This is a genomic window from Xanthomonas sp. LF06-19 (assembly GCF_034105425.1).
GTDB lineage: Bacteria > Pseudomonadota > Gammaproteobacteria > Xanthomonadales > Xanthomonadaceae > Xanthomonas_A > Xanthomonas_A sontii.
On the sequence record NZ_JAXGGH010000010.1, the window covers coordinates 89,938 to 109,486 of the forward strand.

Consider the following 19,549-nt stretch of genomic DNA (forward strand, 5'->3'; position numbering starts at 1 on the left):
GCCTGCGTGACGCGCGCATGGCGCGGGTCCCCCGGGCCGGCGCATGGATAGCGGCGATGGCCTGTCGAACTGAAGGGATCGGGCCCTGGGGGCAGCTGCGCAGTGTGGGGAACGTGACGCGATGCCGGTCTGCAGCGGCGATGGCCGCTGGCCTGGTCAGGCGGCGCGTGGCGTGCGGTGACCGGCACGGCCGCAGCGCGCCGCGCCGCCGCCGTCGCCGCGCAGGCGCAGCATGGCCCCGCCCGCGGCCGGTGCCAAGCTCCGCGCATGGCCCGTGGCAGCGACCCGATCCGCGCACCGGCGAGCTTGCTGCGTCCGGCTTCGCCGCCGGACGCGTCCTGGGGGTTCCTGCCGCTGCCCGCGGCGGCGAGCGCCGCCCTGCCCACGCGCGGCCGGCCTGGTCAGCGTGGAGGGCCGGTTCGCCGGGCATCCGTTGCAGGCCACGCTGCCGCCGGATGGGCGAGGTGGCCACCGGGTGCGGGGGCAGGAGGCGGTGCGCGCGGCCGCCGTCGTCGGCACCACGGTGGCCCTGGAGATCGCGCCGGTGGCGGTGGAACCGGAACCGGTGCTGCCCGACGACCTGGCCCGCGCGCTGTCCGCGCATCCGCCCGCGCGCGCCGCCCGGGACACGCCGCCCGCGGTGCCGCGTCGCCGCCGGATCTTCTGGATCGGCTCGGGCAAGCAGGCGCAGACGCCGGGCGTGCGCATCGCCAGCACCTGCGCCCTGCCCGCCGCGGGCAAGCGCCGCGGGAAAGCGCTGGGTCTGCTGCTTCGATCGCGCGGGCGTGTACAGCAAGGCCTTCGCCGCGCCGCAAGCGCAATGCGCACGATGGCGCGCGCGCCTGTGCCGGACAGGGCCGCCATCGCGACAGGATCCTCGCAAGCGCCTGCCTATACTCCGTGACGTCCATCCATGAGGCCCACTGAATGAGTGCATCCACCTCTTCGTCCGCCGCCGCCGCACCGGGCAGCCTGCGCCGCTCGGTGTCCAACACGCTCAAGGGCTCGGCCGGCAACCTGGTGGAGTGGTACGACGTCTACGTCTACTCGGTGTTCGCCACCTACTTCGAATCGCAGTTCTTCTCCAAGGAGGACAAGAACGCCACCCTCTACGTGTGGGCGATCTTCGCGGTGACCTTCCTGATGCGCCCGATCGGCGCCTGGTACTTCGGCCGCTTCGCCGACCGCTACGGCCGCCGCCTGGCGCTGACCGTGTCGGTGTCGGTGATGGCGGCCTGTTCGTTCCTGATCGCGGTGACGCCCACCGTGGCCAGCATCGGCGGCGCCGCGGCGGTGGTGCTGCTGCTGGCGCGCCTGCTGCAGGGTTTCGCCACCGGCGGCGAGTACGGCACCAGCGCCACCTACATGTCCGAGGCGGCGATCCCGGGGCGGCGCGGCTTCCTGTCCTCCTTCCACTACGTCACCCTGGTCGGCGGCCACGTGCTGGCGCAGGCGGTGCTGTTCGGGATGCTGCACTTCTTCGACAAGGGCCAGATTTCCGAATGGGGCTGGCGCGTGGCCTTCGGCCTGGGCGGCATCGGCGCGCTGGTGGTGTTCTGGCTGCGGCGCACGATGGACGAGTCGCTGACCTCCGAGTCCATCGCCGCGGCCAAGCAGGGCAAGGACAGGTCCTCCGGCTCGCTGCGCGAGCTGTTCGTGCACCAATGGCGCCCGCTGCTGCTGTGCTTCCTGATCACCGCCGGCGGCACCGTGGCGTTCTACACCTACTCGGTGACCGGGCCGAAGATGATCCAGACCGCCTTCGCCGGCGACGACGTCATGGCCGGCACCATCATCAACCTGGCCGCGCTGATCGTGCTGATGCTGATGCAGCCGATCGGCGGCTGGCTGTCGGACCTGATCGGGCGCAAGACCCTGCTGGTGTTCTTCGGCATCGGCGGCGTGCTCTACACCTGGTTCCTGGTGCTGGAGCTGCCCAGGCAGAGCGACTGGCTGAGCGCCTTCGCCATCCTCACCGCCGGCTTCGTCATCCTCACCGGCTACACCTCGATCAACGCGGTGGTGAAGGCCGAGCTGTTTCCCACCCACATCCGCGCGCTGGGCGTGGGTCTGGGCTATGCGCTGGCCAATTCGGCCTTCGGCGGCACCGCGCCGCTGCTGTACCAGGCCTCGCTGAAGACCGGCCACGTCACCACCTTCGTCTGGTACGCCACGGCGGTGATCGCGGTGTCGCTGGTGGTGTACATGTTCTTCCTGACCAACAAGGGGTCCAACTGGCTCGACCACGAGGACGAGATGCACGCGCGCCGGCGCTGACCGGCGCGGGCCCGCCTGGGCGATGGGCATGTGGCCAGGGCGCGGGGCAGGCGGACGCTGAACGCGCGCCCCGCGTCGGCCGGCTCGCCCCGCCGCGTCGGTGCCGCGCATGCGACGGCGGCGAGGCGACTCGGGTACCATGCAGCCCCCTCACGGGCGTTCCCCCATGGCCGATTCAGACAACAGCTCCACTCCCCCGGTGACCCAGGCGCAGGCCGAAGACGCAGTGCGCACCCTGCTGCGCTGGGCCGGCGAGGACCCTACCCGCGAGGGTCTGCTGGACACCCCGCGGCGCGTGGCCGAGGCCTATGGCGACTGGTTCAGCGGCTACCGCGCCGATCCGCGCGCCTACCTGCTGCGCACCTTCGAGGAAGTGGCCGGCTACGACGAGCTGATCGTGCTGCGCGACATCGAATACGAAAGCCATTGCGAACACCACATGGCGCCGATCATCGGCAAGGTCCACGTCGGCTACCTGCCGCGCGGCAAGGTGGTGGGCATCAGCAAGCTGGCGCGCGTGGTCGAGGCCTATGCGCGGCGCTTCCAGGTGCAGGAGAAGATGACCGCGCAGATCGCCCAGTGCATCCAGGACGTGCTGCAGCCGCTGGGCGTGGGCGTGGTGGTGGAAGGCGCGCACGAGTGCATGACCACCCGCGGCATCCACAAGCGCGGCGTCAGCATGGTCACCTCGAAGATGCTCGGCACCTTCCGCGAGGACGCGCGCACCCGCGCCGAGTTCCTGCGCTTCATCGAGCGCGTGCGCTGAGTCTGCGGATGCGGTGGCGGTCGGTTCCTGCATGAAGCCGCATGTCCGGATCGCCGGCTACCGCCAGTTGCGCGAACAGCCGTTGTGGAAGCTGCTCGCCGCCGACCATGCCCCGGAGCTGATCGGCCTGCTGCAGACCCTGCTCGGCGACGCCCAGCGGCGGCTGCCGGCCGACGTGCTGCACGAGCGCCTGCAGCGCCAGCTCGATGCGCTGAAGGACGACGAACTCTCGCGCGAACTGCCGCGCACCGCGCAGGCCTACGTGGCGCACTGGCTGGCGCAGGGCTGGCTGGAACGGCGCCTGCCCGAAGGCGATGCGCAGGAAGAATACGAACTGTCGCGGCAGGCGGCGCAGGCGATCCGCTTCATCGCCGGCGTGCGCGACAGCGCCAGCGTGGCCACCGAGAGCCGGCTGTCGCTGGTGATCCAGCAGCTGGTGCAACTGGCCGGGCAGACCGAGACCGATCCGGACGCGCGCCTGGCTGCGCTGCGCGCCGAGCGCGAGCGCCTGGACGCGGAGATCGAGCGCGTGGCCGCCGGCAAGCTGGCGGCGCTGGACGGCAAGCGCGCGCTGGAACGCACCCGCGACATCATCCGCCTGTCCGACGACCTGACCGAGGATTTCCGCCGCGTCCGCGACGATTTCGAACGGCTCAACCGCGAGTTCCGCGAGCGCATCATCGACGACGAGGGCGCGCGCGGCGACGTGCTGGAGAAGCTGTTCGCCGGCATCGACGTGATCGGCGAGAGCGAGGCCGGGCGCACGTTCCAGGCGTTCTGGAGCCTGCTCAACGATGCCGAGCAGAGCGTGCAGCTGGATGCGGCGCTGGAGGCGCTGCTGGCGCGCGGCTTCGCCCGCCGCCTGGACCGCCACGAACGCGCCTTCCTGCGCGGGCTCACCGGCACCCTGCTCGAGCGCGGCGGCCAGGTGCACGAGGTGATGCAGCATTTCGCGCGCAGCCTGCGCGGCTTCGTGCAGAGCCGCGGCTACCTGGAACAGCGCCGGCTCAACCAGCTGCTGAAGCAGGCGCAGGGCGAGGCGCTGCAGTTGCGCGACCAGCTGCATGCCACCGCGGCCACCGGCTACGTGCTGCCGCTGAGCAGCGCGCGGCTGCGCTCGCCGTCGCAGTGGCGCCTGCACGACCCGCGCAGCCAGCTGGTGGACGGGCGGGTGCAGGCGGCCGAGGCGGCGACGATCTCGCTGGACAGCGTCGGCGACCTGGTGGCGCAGTCGGAGATCGACCTGCGCGGCCTGCGCAACGACCTGCACGACCTGCTCGGCCGGCAGCCGCAACTGAGCATCGGCGAGGCGCTGCGGCAGCGCCCGGCGGCGCAGGGCCTGGGCAGCGTGATCGGCTACCTGGCGCTGGGCACCCGCCATGGCGTGGTGGTCGACGGCGAATGGGAAGCGGTGCAATGGGAGGGCGGCGACGGCCAGGTCCGGCGCGCGCGCATCCCGCTGGTGTGGTTCACCAAGGAAAAACGCAATGAGCTGGTCTGACGAATTCCATGGCCACGACGCCGATGCCGGCGATGTCGCCGCGGCCGCCGCCACGTCCGCTGCGGCCGATGGCGGCACCGCGCTGTTCGCCGGCGACAGCGGCAGCCTGCCGCTGGAGGCGCGGCGCGCGCTGTGCCAGCTGCTGTCCGGCCCCAGCGTCGATGCCTACCGGCACGGCCCGCTGTGGCAGGCATTGCTGCGCCACGAGGCCGCGGTCCGCCGCGTGCTGAGCGAGCTGTTCCTGGAGCTGGTGCTGGACCGCGATGGCGGCGTGGCGTTCGCGCGCCAGGCCGATACCGGCGAGCTGGAGACCCCGGCGTTGCTGCGCACCGCGCCGCTGACCTTCATCGAGTCGGTGCTGCTGCTGTTCCTGCGCCAGCAACTGGCCGAGGCCGACACCCGTGGCGAGCGCGCGGTGGTCGACGAGGCGCAGCTGCTGGAGGTGCTGTCGGTGTACGAGAAGAACGTCTCCACCGATCGCGCCGGTTTCGCCCGGCGGGTGCTGGCGGCGATCGCCAAGATGCGCGACAACCACCTGCTGTCCAAGCTGCGCGGCAGCGAGGACCGCTACGAAGTCTCGCCGGCGCTGAAGCTGCTGTTCTCGGCCGAGGACGTGCAGGCGCTGTCGGCGGCCTATCGCGGCCTGCGCGACGGCGTGGCCGAGGCGGCGCCGTGACCGGCCCGCGCCCGCACGTCGCGCACGCCTAGCGCCCGCTTTGCACCGTGCGCCGGCCGCCGTGGCGGCCGTCCCCGTTTTCCGATGAGTTTCCGATGACGTCCCTGTCCGAATCGTCCACCGTCCCCGTCGCCCCGTCCCTGTTCGCCGAGACCCTGGCCGAGCAACGCGCGCAGCAGTACCGCATGCGCCGGCTGCAGGTGCACAACTGGGGCACCTTCAACGGCCTGACCGACGTGCCGATCGCCGAGAAGGGCTTCCTGTTCGTCGGCCGCTCCGGTTCGGGCAAGTCGACCCTGCTCGATGCGATGTCGGCGCTGCTGACGCCGCCGAGCATCGTCGATTTCAACGCCGCCGCGCGCGAGGCCGAGCGCAGCGGCCGCGACCGCAGCCTGGTGTCCTACGTGCGCGGCGCCTGGGCCGACCAGCAGGACAGCGCCTCCGGCGAGATCGCCACCCAGTACCTGCGCAAGGGCGCGACCTGGTCGGCGCTGGCGCTGGAGTACCGCAACGCGCAGGGTCAGGCGGTGAGCCTGGTGCGGCTGTTCTGGATCGCCGGCAGCGGCACCGCCGCGGCCGACGTGCGCAAGCACTACATGGTGGTGCCGCGCGGCTTCGACGTGGCCGCCGAACTGGACGGCTTCGACCTGGACCTGCGCCGGCTCAAGCTGCGCCTGGGCGAGGACGTGCACCACTTCGACAGCTTCGCCGGCTACGCCGAGCGCTTCCGCCACCTGCTCGGCATCGGCAACGAGATGGCGCTGCGGCTGCTGCACAAGACCCAGTCGGCGAAGAACCTGGGCGACCTCAACGCCTTCCTGCGCAGCTTCATGCTCGACGAGCCGCGCACCTTCGAGGCCGCCGACCGCCTGGTCGAGGACTTCGCCGAACTCGACGGCGCGCACCACGCGGTGGTGACCGCGCGGCGCCAGGTGGAAACCCTGACCCCGGCGCGCGACTACCACGCCGAGCTGCTGGCGCTGCGCCACAGCGTCGGCGAGCTGCGCGAACTGCAGCTGGGCATCGACGGCTACCGCGAGCAGCGCCGCCTGGGCCTGCTGGACGCGCGCCTGCAGGAACTGGACACGCAGGACCGCGGCCTGGCCGGCGAGGAAGGGCAGCGCCGCGAAGCGCTGGACAACCACGAGCAGACCCTGGCCGAGCTGGAGACGCAGCAGCGCGCGCAGGGCGGCGAGCAGGTCGAGGCGCTGGAGCGCGAACGCGGCCGCGTCGAGCGCGAGCGCGACGAGCGCATGCGCCGCCGCAGCCAGGTCGAACAGGCCTGCCGCCAGCTCGGCATGGGCCTGGCCGGCAGCGCCAGCGGCTTCGCCGAACAGGTGGCGCAGGCGCGTGCGCTGCGCGACGGCGTCGCCGGCGAGGCCAGCAGCCTGGACGAGGCGATCGCCGAACGCATGGCCGAGCGCCGCGAGGACGAACGCCGTTTCGCGGTGATCCGCACCGAGATCGAGGCGCTGCTGAAGGCGCCCTCGAGCATTCCCGCGCCGATGCAGGCGCTGCGCGCGCGGCTGTGCGCCGAGACCGGCCTGTCCGAAGCCGCCCTGCCGTTCGTCGGCGAGCTGGTGCAGGTGGAGGCGGACCAGGCGGCCTGGCGTGGCGCCATCGAGCGCGTGCTGCACGGCTTCGCGCAGTCGCTGCTGGTCGACGAACGCCACTACGCCAGCGTCGCCGACTGGGTCAACAAGACCCAGCTCGGCACCCGCCTGGTGTACTTCCGGGTGCGCCACAACGCGCCGCTGCAGCACCGCGAGCCCGACGCCAGGTCGCTGCTGCGCAAGCTGCAGCTGCGCGACCATGCCTATGCGCCGTGGCTGCGCCAGGAGCTGGCCCGGCGCTTCGACTACGCCTGCGTGGATACCGTGGCGCAGTTGCGCGACGCCGAGCGCGCGATCACCCGCGAAGGCCAGGTCAAGCATCCGGGCGACCGTTACGAGAAGGACGACCGCCACGCCGTCGGCGACCGCAAGCGCTGGCTGCTCGGCTACGACAACCGCGACAAGCTCAAGGTCTACGAGCGCGAGGGGCAGACCCTGGCGCAGCGCATCGCCGCCTGCGATGCCGACGTCGCCGCTCTGCGCAAGCAGCGCGAGCAGGACCAGGGCCGGCAACTGGCCGCGCACACCCTGGCCGAGCGCGAGTGGGACGAGATCGACGTGGCGCCCAAGCTGCAGCGCCTGAGCGACATCGCCGAGCAGTTGCTGCAGTTGCGCGAGGGCGACACCGCGCTGCGCGCGCTGGGCGAGCAGATCGCCACCGTCCGCGCGCGCCGCGACCAGGCGCGCCGTACCTACGAGGACGTGCGCCTGGAGCGCGCGCAGGTGAGCCGCGAGCGCGCGCGCCTGGAAGCGCAGCGCGAGACCTGCGCCGCACGCGTGGCCACCGCGGTGATCGGCCCGGCGCAGGTCGCAGGGCTGGACGCGCGGCTGGCCGCGCTGCCGCCGCTGAGCCTGGACAACCTGGAAGCGCATCTGCGCAGCGTCGAGCGCGGGCTCGGCGAACAGCTGGCGCAGAGCCAGGCGCAGGACGCGCGGCTGAGCCAGCAGGTGCTGGACTGCTTCCGCCGCTACTGCCAGCAGTGGCCGGAGGACAGCGGCGACTTCACCGTCAGCCTGGCCAGCGCCGACGACTTCCTGGCGCGCCTGCAGCGCCTGGAGAGCGACGGCCTGCCGCGCCACGAAGGCCGCTTCTTCGACCTGCTGCAGACCCAGAGCAAGAACAACCTGCTGGCCCTGCAGCGCTACACCGCCGAAGCGCACAAGGCGATCAAGCAGCGCATGGACGAGGTCAACGCCAGCCTGGAACAGGTGCCGTTCAACCGCGGCACCCTGCTGACCATCGAGGTCAGCGACCGGCGCCTGCTCGAGGTGCAGGAGTTCCAGCAACAGTTGCGCGCCGTGCTCGGCCATCAGCAGACTGAGGATCGTGCGTTGGCCGAGGCGCAGTTCGCCATGCTGCGCGGCCTGGTGCAGCGGCTCGGTGCGCAGGAGCCGGAGCTGCGGCGCTGGCGCGAGCAGGTGCTGGACGTGCGCCAGCACGTGGAGTTCGTCGGCGTGGAACTGGACGCGGACAGCCGTGCGCAGGTGGAGATCTACCGCAGCGGCGCCGGCAAGTCCGGCGGCCAGCGCCAGAAGCTGGCCACCACCTGCCTGGCCGCGGCGCTGCGCTACCAGCTCGGCGGCGAGGACGGCGAACTGCCGCGCTATGCCGCAGTGGTGCTGGACGAGGCCTTCGACAAGGCCGACAACGAGTTCACCGCGCTGGCGATGAACATCTTCGAGAACTTCGGCTTCCAGATGGTGGTGGCCACGCCGCTGAAGTCGGTGATGACGCTGGAGCCGTTCATCGGCGGCGCCTGCTTCGTCGAGATCAGCGGCCGCCACAACTCCGGCGTGCTGCTGATCGAATACGACGAGCAGGCGCACCGGTTGAAGCTGCCCGAGCGCAGCCGCAACGAGGCGGCGACGCCTGCGGTGGAATCCGGCGTGGCGGTGGAACAGGCTGGCGCCGATCTGCCACCGCCGGCCGCGGACGCAGCGGCCACCATCGCCGAGCCCGGCGCAGCGACTGTGGCAGACACCGTTGCCACGCCGGCGCGTGCCTCCGCCAAGGCGCGCGATGGCCGCGGCAATGGCGCCAAGTCGACCCCGCGCAAGGCGTCGCCAGCGGCGCCGGGCAAACGCGCCGGCACGCGTGCCGCGCCGTCCTCGGCCATGGCCACCTCGGCGAAGGCGCCACGCACGTCCACCGCGGCTGCGGCAGCTGCGTCCGCGGCAACGCGGCCAGCCGCGCGGTCGGCGTCGGCGAAGCCGGTGAAAGCAGGCACAGGCAGCAAACCTGCGAAGCCGGCCAAGGCTGCAGCAGCCAAGACGGCGCCTGCGAGCGGCAAGCGCCGCGGCCACTGAGCGGCACTTGCGGTCGCGCGTGCCGATCGGCCGCGCGCTGCACCATCGTTGGGAGGGATGGCACGCGGCAACCACACGGTACCGCGCACTGCGCTCAGTGCAGCAGATCCCAGCCCATCTTGCCGATCAGCACCACCACCAGCACCAGGAACAACTGCCGGATCAACGGCGTGCCGCCGCGCAGCGCCAGCCGGGTGCCGGTCACCGCGCCGGCCACGTTGGCCACGGCCATCGGCACCGCCGCGGCCAGCAGGATCTTGCCGCTGGGCACGAAGAAGCACAGCGCGGCCAGGTTGGTGGCCAGGTTCACCACCTTCGACGCGGCCGAGGCGCGCAGGAAATCCAGACCGAAGAAGCGGATGAACAGGAAGATCAGGAAGCTGCCGGTGCCCGGCCCGAAGAAGCCGTCGTAGAACCCGATCGCCGCGCCGATCGCCAGCGCGATCGCCAATTCGCGGCGGCCGATGTGGCGCGGGCGGTGCAACGCGCCGAAGTCCTTCTTGACCAGCGTGTAGCCCAGCATCGCGATCAGCAGCACCAGGATCAGCGGGCGCACCGCCTGTTTCGGCAGCAGGCTCACCGCCGTGGCGCCGAGGAAGGCGAACACGAACGCGGCGGCGGTCGCATACAGCACCGGCCGCCACGGCAGGCGCACGTGGCGCGCATAGCGCCAGGCGGCGGTGCCGGTGCCGGCCATGGAACTGAACTTGTTGGTGCCCAGGATCACCGCAGGCGCCTGTTGCGGCAAGGTCGCGAACAGCCCGGGCAACTGGATCAGGCCGCCGCCGCCCACCGCCGCGTCCACCAGCCCGGCGACGAAGGCGATGCACAGCAGCCAGGGCAGTTCGGTGGGGATCGACTCGAGCACGCCGGCGCTCCGCGCAAGGGGCCGCAAGCATAGCCGCCACCGGCCGCGACGCGTGCGCGGCGTGCGCCGTGTCGCCGCAGCCGGCACAATCGGCGCATGTCTCCGTCCGCCCCGCGCCTTGCCGATCCCTGCCCCTGCGGCCGTCCGCGCGAGTACGCGCAGTGCTGCGGGCCGTACCACGCCGGCACCCCTGCGCCGGATGCCGAATCCTTGATGCGCTCCCGCTACAGCGCCTACGTGCGCCAGGACGCCGATTACCTGCGCGCGAGCTGGCATCCGTCGACCTGTCCGCCGCAGGTGGAGATCGATCCACGCACGGCGTGGCTCGGCCTCACCGTGCAGCGCGTGCTGCAGACCGGCGCCGACAGCGCCGAGGTCGCCTTCCTGGCGCGCTATCGCATCGGCGGCAGCAGCGCCGTGCGCATGACCGAGCACAGCCGCTTCGTGCGCGAGGATGGGCGCTGGTACTACCTCGACGCGCTGGACTGAGCCGGCGCGCGTCGCGCCGACGGGGCGCACGCCTGCACACCGCCGTTCGTTGGCGGGGCAAGCGTTGGCCCTCTGGCGCTTCGAACGGAATGCCGCAGTGGCCGGAACGCCATGCGTGTCGCGGCCGCGACGTCGTGCCGCGCGATCCGCCAACCAGGCCACGCTCGGAACGCGCTGCCGGTCGCGTGCCGGCCGCCCGCGCCGCGTGAGCGGAGCGCACACGCGGCGGTTGTTTATGATGTCGGCCCTGCCGTCGGCGAGGAAGTTTCGATGATGCGTTTGGCCTGGATCCTGCTGCTGGCGGCCCCGTGCGCGCTCGCGCAGACCCCGCCCGCGGCGGCGCCGTCCGCGCCCGATCCGGCCTTCGCCAGCTGCGTGACCGGCCTGCGCACGGCTGCGGCGAAGGCGGGTGTCGCCGAGGCGTCCTTCGACCGCTTCACCGCCGGTCTGCAGCCGGACCCGAGCGTGCTGCCGCTGCTCGACGCCCAGCCCGAGTTCACCACGCCGATCTGGGACTACCTGGCCGGCCTGGTCGACAGCCAGCGCATCGACGATGGTCGCGCCATGCTCGCCGCGCATCGCGACCTGCTCGCGCAGGTGGCGCAGCAGTACGGTGTCGACCCGGAGACGGTGGTCGCGGTGTGGGGCGTGGAGAGCGACTACGGCCGCATCTCCGGCAAGCGTCCGCTGCTGGTGTCGCTGCTGACCCTGTCCTGCGAAGGCCGCCGCCAGCCGTTCTTCCGCAGCGAACTGTTCGCGCTGCTGAAGCTGCTGCAGGCCGGCGACCTGCGCCCCGAAGGCCTGACCGGGTCCTGGGCCGGCGCCTTCGGCCATACCCAGTTCATGCCAAGCACCTACGCCCGCGTCGCCGTGGACGGCGATGGCGACGGCCGCCGCGACCTGGTCGCCAGCATTCCCGATGCGCTGGCCTCCACCGCCAACTATCTCAAGCTCGCCGGCTGGCAGAGCGGCCAGCCGTGGGGGCTGGAGGTGAAGCTGCCGGCGGGCTTCGACCCGGCGCTGGCCGGGCGCACCCAGCGCCGGCCGCTGTCGGACTGGCGCGCGCGTGGCCTCACCGCCGCCGCCGGCGGCGCGCTGCCGGCGCTGGCCGCGCAGACGCCGGCAGCGGTGCTGATCCCGGCCGGCGTGCATGGCCCGGCGTTCCTGGTGTTCCGCAACTACGACGCGATCTACGCCTACAACGCCGCCGAAAGCTATGCGCTGGCGATCGCGCTGCTGTCCGACCGGCTGCGCGGCAAGCCCGGGCTGGTCGCGGCCTGGCCGACCGACGATCCGGGCCTGGGCCGCCCCGAGCGGCGCGAATTGCAGACCCTGCTGCTGGCGCGCGGCCACGCCATCGGCCAGGCCGACGGCGCCATCGGCACCGCCACCCGCCGTGCGATCCAGGCCGAGCAGCAACGCCTGGGCCTGCAGCCGGCGGACGGTCGCGCCGGGCAACGCATCCTCGATGCGCTGCGCCGCGAGGCCGGCAGCGCGCCTGCGACGCCCGTGCCGACACCGGCCACGCCGCCGCAATCGCCTGCACCGGCATCGTCGCCAGCACCGGCACCTACACCTACACCTACAAAGACGCCGTTCGGCGGCACGCCGCCCACCGCATTCCGGCTGCCGGCCGCCTACCCGGCCTTCGCCCAATCCCCCGCGCCACGGAGCATCCACCCCATGTCCGACGTCCCCGGCCTGAGCACAGGCGATTTCCACGGCTATCCCTCGCTGCTGGTGGAGACCCCGCAGTCCACCGCCGCGATCAGCCTGTTCGGCGGCCAGGTGCTGTCGTTCGTGCCCAAGGGCGGCACCGACGCGCTGTGGCTGTCGCCGGACGCGCAGCCCACGCCGACCCCGATCCGCGGCGGCACCCCGGTGTGCTGGCCGTACTTCGGCCGCCAGGGCCAGAGCGACGCCGTACCCGCGCACGGCTTCGTGCGCACCGTACCCTGGCAACTGAAGGACGCGCGGCGCGAGGCCGACGGCACGCTGGTGCTGACCCTGGCGCCGCCCGACTTCGACGACCTGCCGCTGCGCCTGCGCATGCAGTTGCGCATCGGCGCCACCCTGGAGCAGCGCCTGGTCACCGACAATGTCGGCACCGCGCCCGCCCGCTTCACCCAGGCGCTGCACAACTACTTCCGCGTCGCCGACGCTACCCAGGTGCGGGTGCAGGGCCTGGACGGCCTGGAGTACCTGGACAAGTTCGAGAACTACGCCACACCGCATCGCCAGCACGGCGACTGGAGCCTGCAGGATCCGCGCGACCCCGGCCGCAGCGACCGCATCTACACCGGCGCCGGCGGCCGCTACACCCTGCTGGACCCGGGCCTGCAGCGCCGCATCGAGATCGCCACCACCGGCAGCCGCACGCTGGTGGCCTGGAACCCGGGCGAGGCCGGCGCACAGAAGATGGCCGACGTCGGCCCGCACTGGCGCCAGTTCGTGTGCCTGGAAGCGGCCAACGCCGGACCCGAGGTGATCGAACTGGCCCCGGGCGCCCAGCACGTGCTGCAGCAGACGATCTCTGTCGCGGCGTTGTGACCCCGGCCGAGTGACCCCGGCCGGACGGCGGCAACACGTGTTGCGGCCCGGCAGTCGGCATTGGTGACGGTCCGGCCGTCACTGCTGCGCCGCCGCGCCTTGGTGGCATGAGTGGCGCCGCTGCCTCCGCCGTACCCTCACCCCCGACCCCTCTCCCGACGGGAGAGGGGAGTCGCTCGGTGTAGAGCACCTCGGTTCCGACACAATCCGCCAAGCCTCGACCCTGTTGTGGGAGGGACTTCAGTCCCGACGCCTCGGTCCCTCAGGTCGCGGTTGAAACCGCTCCTGCGACAAGCGGCCTGGCTGCGCCGCTGGTGCAGGAAGGGGGCTTGGGCTTCGAGTCGCAATCAGCAAGCCCGGACGCTTCTGTGGGAGGGACTTCAGTCCCGACGCCTCGGTCCCTCAGGTCGCGGTTGAAACCGCTCCTGCGACGAGCAGCCTGGCTGCGCCGCTGGTGCAGAAAGGGTCGAGCCCTGACCCGCAATTGGCCAACCCCCGATGCTTCTGTGGGAGGGACTTCAGTCCCGACACCTCGGTCCCTCAGGTCGCGGTTGAAACCTCCCCTACGGCAAGCGGCCTGGCTGCGCCGCTGGTGCAGAAAGGGTCGAGCCCTGACCCGCAATTGGCCAACCCCGATGCTTCTGTGGGAGGGACTTCAGTCCCGACGCCATGACCCCACCGGTCGCGGTGCAAGCGCTCCCGCGACGGCCAGCCGAGCCACCACGGTGTCGCAGGCACGCCGCCCGTTCAAATCGGCCACCTCCCACACCCACGGGTGCGCCGATGACCAGGTACGCCGATTACACTGCCGCGTCCGCCAGGAGGCCTGCCGTGCACGCTCCGACTCCCGCTGTCCGCTCACGCCGCGCCGCGGTCGCCTTCATCTTCGTCACGCTGCTGATCGACGTGCTGTCCTTCGGCGTCATCATCCCGGTGCTGCCCACGCTGGTACGCGGCTTCACCGGCGGGGACTTCGCTGCCGCGGCCCGCTGGGTCGGCTGGTTCGGCTTCCTGTTCGCCGCGCTGCAGTTCGTCAGCTCGCCGCTGCAGGGCGCATTGTCCGACCGCTACGGCCGGCGCCCGGTGATCCTGGCCTCGTGCCTGGGGCTGGGCGTGGACTTCATGGTGATGGCGCTGGCGCAGAGCCTGCCGGTGCTGCTGCTGGCGCGCATGGTCTCCGGCGTGTTCTCGGCCAGCTTCACCTCGGCCAACGCCTACATCGCCGACATCACCCCGGCCGACAAGCGCGCCCAGGCCTACGGCATCATCGGCGCCGCGTTCGGCGTCGGTTTCGTGGTCGGTCCGCTGCTGGGCGGCTGGCTCGGCAGCCTGCACCTGCGCGCGCCGTTCTGGTTCGCCGCTGGGCTGGCCCTGCTCAACTTCCTCTACGGCCTGTGGGTGCTGCCCGAATCGCTGGCCCCGGAACGGCGCACCGCGCGCGTGGACTGGGCCCATGCCAATCCGTTCGGCGCGCTGCGCCTGCTGCAGCGCTATCCGCAGGTGTTCGCGCTGGCCGCGGTGATCTTCCTGGCCAACCTGGCGCACTACGTCTACCCGAGCATCTTCGTGCTGTTCGCCGATTACCGCTTCGGCTGGGGCCCGAAACAGGTCAGCTGGGTGCTGGCCCTGGTCGGCGTGTGCAGCATCGTGGTCAACGCCGTGCTGGTGGCGCGGGTGGTGCGGCGCTTCGGCGAGCGCGGCGCGCTGCTGTTCGGCCTGGGCTGCGGCGTGATCGGTTTCGCCATCTACAGCGTCGCCGGCAGCGGCGCGCTGTTCCTGCTCGGCGTGCCGATCAGCGCGCTGTGGGCGGTGGCCGGGCCGGCGGCGCAGGCGATCGTCACCCGCCACGTCGGCGCCGATGCGCAGGGGCGCATCCAGGGCGCGCTGATGAGCCTGGTCAGCCTGGCCGGGGTGATCGGGCCGTTGCTGTACGCATGGGTGTTCGCGGCCTTCATCGGCCCGCATGCGCTGCTGCACTTCCCGGGCGTGCCATGGCTGCTGGCGGCGCTGCTGCTGGGCGGCGGCTGGATCGTGGCCTGGCGCCGTGCGCGAGTGCCGGCTGCCGGGGTGGCCGCCGGCTGAGGTGCGGCGCAGGCGGCGCGGCCGGCGTGAACGGCTCAGCTTGCTGGGATGGGCGTCGCGGCTCCCGCGCTGCCTCGCCTGGCACCGCGCGGTCGCGATTGTTACGCTGTGTCCTCTCTTTCGTCGCGGCCGGCCGGCTGCTGTACCAGTCGCCTGCATGATGTCCCCTCCCGACGGAACCGCCCTGCCGTTGACCGCTGCGCGCCTGCTGCGCGAGGCCACTGCGCAGCAGCACCAGGCGGTGGAAGACCTGCCGGCGATGCGCGCGCTGATGGACCCGGCGCTGTCGCTGTCCGCCTACGTGCAGGTGCTGCGTCGCCATCACGCGGTGCTGGCCGGCTGGGAACAGCGCGAAGCGGCCTGGCTGCGCGACTGCGGCGATGCGCAGTGGCAGTACCAGCCGCGCACCCCGCTGCTGGCGCAGGATCTGCATGCCCTGCAGGCAACGCCGCCAGCGCCGCAGCCGCTGCCGCCGGCCGTCGACGTCGGCGCGCGTTGGGGCATGCTCTACGTGGTCGAAGGCTCGCGCCTGGGCGGCCGGGTGATCGCCCGGCACCTGCGGCAGACCCTGCCCACCGCCGCGCCGGCCCTGTCCTATTTCGAACTCGGCCATGCCGACCCGGCCGCCTGGCGACACTTCCAGCAGCGCCTGGAGCGGGCCTTGCCGAGCGCGCCGCTGCAGCAGGCCGCGGTCGACGGCGCCCGCGCCATGTTCGCGCACTTCCATACCCACTTCGCCCTGGAGATCGCCGCATGAGCGACATCGTCGTGCCCCTGGACATGGACGCCTGCGCACGCGAGCCGATCCATATCCCCGGCTCGGTGCAGCCGCACGGCGTGCTGCTGGTGATCGAGCCGCAGGACGGGCGCGTCGTCCAGGCCAGCGCCAGTGCCGCCGACCTGTTCGGCCGGCCGCTGGACGAACTGCTCGGACAGCGCTACGACGCCCTGCTCGTGCTGGAGGATCCGCGCACGCGTCTGTTGCCCGACGCGGCCGAGCGCAGCGACCTGGCCTATGTCGAAGTGGGGTTCAAGGACGCGGCCGCCACGCAGCGCTGGGTCGGCGCCTGGCATCTGTATCCGGAGCAGTGGTTGCTGGAACTGGAGCCACGCGACGCGCCGCTGGCCGATGCCACCCTGCGCGAAGCGCTGCCGGTGCTGCGCCGGCTGGAGGCCGACCACAGCATCGAGGAGGCCTGCCAACGCGCCGCCAAGAGCCTGCGCAGCCTGATCGGCTACGACCGGGTGATGATCTACCGCTTCGACGACGACTGGAACGGCGACGTGGTCGCCGAGGCGCGAGCGGCGGAACTGGAGCCGTATCTCGGCCTGCACTATCCGGCAAGCGACATTCCGGCGCAGGCCCGCGCGCTGTACCTGCGCAACCGCGTGCGCCAGATCGCCAACGTCGGCTACGTGCCCTCGCCGATCCAGCCCACCCTGCATCCGCGCCTGCGCGCGCCGGTGGACCTGAGCGACGTCAGCCTGCGCAGCGTCTCGCCGGTGCACCTGGAATACCTGGCCAACATGGGCGTCACCGCCACCCTGGTGGCCTCGATCGTGGTCAACGACGCGCTGTGGGGGCTGATCGCCTGCCATCACTACCGCCCGTATTTCTGCAACCACGAGATGCGCGACGTCGCCGATGCATTGAGCCGTGCATTGGCCGGGCGCATCGGCGCGATCACCGCGGTGGCGCGCGCGCGCACCGAGTCGGTGCTGCTGACCGTGCGCGAGAAGCTGATCACCAACTTCAACGACGCCGAGATGCTGACCGCGTCGATGCTCGACGAGATGGCCTCGGACCTGCTCGACGTGGTCGATGCCGACGGCGTGGCGGTGTTCCATGGCGACCACGTCACCCGCCACGGCATGCTGCCGGCCACCGAGGACCTGGCGCGGATCCGCGAGCAGATAGAGTCCACCCATCACGAAGCGCTGCGCCACGACGCGGTCGGCGCGCTGCACTCGGACCAGATCGGCGAGACCTTCCCGGCGCTGGCCGATCTGGCCCCGCTGGCGGCCGGCTTCATCTTCGTGCCGCTGATGCCGCAGGCGCGTAGCGCCCTGCTGTGGACCCGCCGCGAACAGGTACGCACGGTCAACTGGGCGGGCAATCCGCAGTTGGCCAAGCTGCAGGACATCGCCGGCTCGCGGCTGTCGCCGCGCAAGAGCTTCGACCTGTGGCAGGAGACTGTGCGTGGCCGCGCACGGCCCTGGTCGCCGATCAGCCTGGAATCGGCACGCAGTCTGCGGGTGCTGATCGAACTGATGGAGCGCAAGCGCTTCCAGCAGGATTTCGCCCTGTTGGAGGCCTCGCTGTCGCGGCTGCGCGAGCCGGTGGCGATCGTCGAGCGCGGCGAGGGCGCGCGGCGCAGCCGCCTGGCCTTCGTCAACGAGGCCTTTGCCGCCCTGTACGAGCGCGAGGTCGCAGAATTGATCGGCTGCGACCTGGAGCGCCTGTATGCCAGCGAGGCGGTGCTGGCGGAGACACAGCGCATCGACACGCTGCTGCGGCAGGGACGGGCCGCCTACGTCACCCTGCCGCTGCGCGTGGACGGCACCACGGCCGTGCACCGCCAGTTCGATTTCGAACCGCTGCCCGATCACTCCGGCGTGCCCAGCCACTGGCTGCTGCAGTTGCGCGACCCGCGCTGAGTCCGGTGCGGCGGCGCGGCCTCAGCGGCTGCGCCGCCACAGCGCCAGCGTCGCCGCACCGGCCAGCAGGCCCCACAGCGCCGCGCCGATACCGAACAGCGACAGTCCCGACGCGGTGACCAGGAACGCGATCAGCGCCGGCTCGCGCTCATGTTCCTCGCGCAGCGCCGAGGCCAGGCTGTTGCCGATGGTGCCGAACAGCGCGATGCCGGCGATGGCCATCACCAGCTCCCGCGGAAAGGCCGCGAACAGTGCGGCCACGGTGGCGCCGAACACGCCGATCAGCAGATAGAAGACCCCGGCGAACACCGCGGCCATGTAGCGCCGCTGCGGATCCTCCTGCGCCTCGCGGCCCATGCAGATCGCCGCGGTGATCGCCGCCAGGTTCAGCCCGTAGGCGCCGAACGGCGCCAGCAGCGTGTTGACCACGCCGATCCAGCCGATGGTCGGCGAGATCGGCACCGCATAGCCGGACGCGCGGATCGCTGCCACTCCGGGTAGGTTCTGCGAGGTCATCGTCACCACGAACAGCGGCAGCGCGATCCCGAACAGCGCCTGCCACGACAGCGTCGGCCACACCAGCACCGGCTGCGCCAGGCGCAACCGCGCCGCCTCCAGGTGCAGCGTGCCGCTGCCCGCGGCCACGGCGATGCCGACCAGCAGGGTGGCGATCACCGCATAGCGCGGGAAGGTGCGGCGCCCGAGCAGATAGGTGGCGAACATCGCCAGGGCCATGGCCAGTTGGTGCTGCATCGCCACGAACACGTCCAGGCCGAAGCGCAGCAACACGCCGGCCAGCATCGCCGAGGCCAGCGACAGCGGAATGCGCCGCAGCAGGCGTTCGAACAGGCCGGAAAACCCGGCGAGTGCAGACAACACCGCCACCACCACGAAGGCGCCGATCGCATCGGACAGCGGCAGTCCGCCACCGCTGCCGATCAGCAAGGCCGCGCCGGGCGTGGACCAGGCGGTGACCACCGGCATCCGGTAGCGCAGCGACAGCCCGATGCAGGTCAGGCCCATGCCCAGCCCCAACGCCCACATCCAGGACGCGATCTGTGCCTGCGAGGCGCCGACGCTGCGCGCAGCCTCGAACACGATCGCCGCCGAACTGGTGAAGCCGACCAGCACGGTGACGAAGCCGGCGATCAGCGCGGGCAGCGAAGCGTCGCGCCAGAGCGCGCGGGCAGCAGCGGTCATGCGGAGTTCCATGGTGGAGCGCAGCCTGCATTCTCGGGCAAACGCCGGCGATCGGCTGTGCCGCCCCCTTACCAATAGAGAGGAGAGCGTGGCAGCACGCAGCGCTGCAAGGGCGCGCAAAAAAACGGTTGACCTTTTTTTCGGTGCCATTAAACTGCGCGGCCCGCTACGCAACTGCCGAGCTTCGGCGCGACAGAGGCAGGCGGGAGCGGAAACACCTAGCGAACATCGGGTGTTGACAGCGTGAAAAAGTCGGCTAATATGGCCGGCTCGCTTCGAGGAAAAGCCTTCGGGTTTGGAAGAAGAAGCGGCGTCAACCACCTGATCAAAAAGGTGTTGACGGCAAGAAAAAAGCCGCTATGATGGGCGGCTCGGTTCGACGAAAAGCCCTCGGGTTTGAAGACGAACCAGCGTCAACCGCCTCGAAATGAGGTGTTGACGGAAACAAAAAGTCCGCTATAATGGGCGGCTCACTCGGACGGAAACGTCGGGGCGAAAAAGGGAAAGGCGCTGAGGCCGGCCCCGAGGTTCTTTGACAGTGTGCGCAGGTAACTTGTGAGGA

General features: G+C 71.5%; 12 protein-coding genes and 1 pseudogene. 11 read left to right on the forward strand and 2 right to left on the reverse strand.

The genetic code is table 11. The features are described 5' to 3' along the window. Window positions 1-267: 267 nt before the first annotated feature. From SLW55_RS18570 to SLW55_RS18595, 6 genes and pseudogenes are all read left to right on the forward strand, one after another. Window positions 268-812, forward strand: a pseudogene (locus SLW55_RS18570) (DUF1905 domain-containing protein); the annotation flags it as partial. A 115-nt stretch (window positions 813-927) separates the two neighbouring features. Then, window positions 928-2,277: an MFS transporter gene (locus tag SLW55_RS18575; RefSeq protein WP_320745533.1), complete on the forward strand. Its 1,350-nt coding sequence runs from the start codon at window positions 928-930 to the stop codon at window positions 2,275-2,277. A 166-nt stretch (window positions 2,278-2,443) separates the two neighbouring features. Further along, window positions 2,444-3,043: a GTP cyclohydrolase I FolE gene (gene folE / locus SLW55_RS18580; protein ID WP_152237055.1), complete on the forward strand. Its 600-nt coding sequence runs from the start codon at window positions 2,444-2,446 to the stop codon at window positions 3,041-3,043. A gap of 31 nt (window positions 3,044-3,074) precedes the next feature. Next, window positions 3,075-4,544 (forward strand): DUF3375 domain-containing protein, encoded by a 1,470-nt coding sequence (locus SLW55_RS18585; protein ID WP_267124212.1) that lies wholly within the window; start codon window positions 3,075-3,077, stop codon window positions 4,542-4,544. After that, entirely contained in the window at window positions 4,531-5,220 is a 690-nt protein-coding gene (locus tag SLW55_RS18590; RefSeq protein ID WP_152237057.1) for a DUF4194 domain-containing protein, read from the forward strand. The genes SLW55_RS18585 and SLW55_RS18590 overlap by 14 nt, the downstream gene beginning before the upstream one ends. A 95-nt stretch (window positions 5,221-5,315) precedes the next feature. Further along, window positions 5,316-9,140 carry an SbcC/MukB-like Walker B domain-containing protein gene (locus SLW55_RS18595; protein WP_320745534.1) on the forward strand — a complete coding sequence of 1,275 codons (3,825 nt, stop codon included), beginning with the start codon at window positions 5,316-5,318 and terminating at the stop codon, window positions 9,138-9,140. Between the two features lie 94 nt (window positions 9,141-9,234). On the opposite strand, the gene SLW55_RS18600 is transcribed toward SLW55_RS18595, so the two are convergent. Beyond that, window positions 9,235-10,008: a TSUP family transporter gene (locus tag SLW55_RS18600; RefSeq protein WP_017912277.1), complete on the reverse strand. Its 774-nt coding sequence runs from the start codon at window positions 10,006-10,008 to the stop codon at window positions 9,235-9,237. Between the two features lie 96 nt (window positions 10,009-10,104). Here SLW55_RS18600 and SLW55_RS18605 point away from each other — a divergent pair, with 96 nt between their 5' ends. The 5 genes from SLW55_RS18605 to bphP all read left to right on the forward strand — a co-directional run bounded on the left by SLW55_RS18605 (window position 10,105) and on the right by bphP (window position 17,787). After that, the gene (locus SLW55_RS18605) at window positions 10,105-10,497 is read left to right on the forward strand and encodes a YchJ family metal-binding protein (RefSeq protein ID WP_320745535.1); all 393 of its coding nucleotides are present in this window, start codon (window positions 10,105-10,107) and stop codon (window positions 10,495-10,497) included. A 270-nt stretch (window positions 10,498-10,767) separates the two neighbouring features. Beyond that, complete coding sequence (locus SLW55_RS18610; RefSeq protein WP_320745536.1) at window positions 10,768-13,047, forward strand: lytic murein transglycosylase; 2,280 nt, start codon at window positions 10,768-10,770, stop codon at window positions 13,045-13,047. A gap of 831 nt (window positions 13,048-13,878) precedes the next feature. Next, a complete protein-coding gene (locus SLW55_RS18615; protein WP_209248015.1) occupies window positions 13,879-15,129 on the forward strand; it encodes a TCR/Tet family MFS transporter in 1,251 nt (416 codons plus the stop codon). A 157-nt stretch (window positions 15,130-15,286) separates the two neighbouring features. Then, entirely contained in the window at window positions 15,287-15,886 is a 600-nt protein-coding gene (locus SLW55_RS18620) for a biliverdin-producing heme oxygenase (protein WP_295911578.1), read from the forward strand. Next, on the forward strand, window positions 15,883-17,787 hold the full coding sequence (gene bphP / locus SLW55_RS18625) for a bacteriophytochrome BphP (protein ID WP_267112390.1): 1,905 nt from the start codon (window positions 15,883-15,885) through the stop codon (window positions 17,785-17,787). Before SLW55_RS18620 ends, bphP begins: the two co-directional genes overlap by 4 nt. Window positions 17,788-17,808: 21 nt before the next feature. Here bphP and SLW55_RS18630 read toward each other — a convergent pair whose 3' ends face one another. After that, window positions 17,809-18,987, reverse strand: a complete 1,179-nt coding sequence (locus SLW55_RS18630; protein ID WP_295929006.1) for a benzoate/H(+) symporter BenE family transporter — start codon at window positions 18,985-18,987, stop codon at window positions 17,809-17,811. Between the last annotated feature and the right edge of the window lie 562 nt (window positions 18,988-19,549).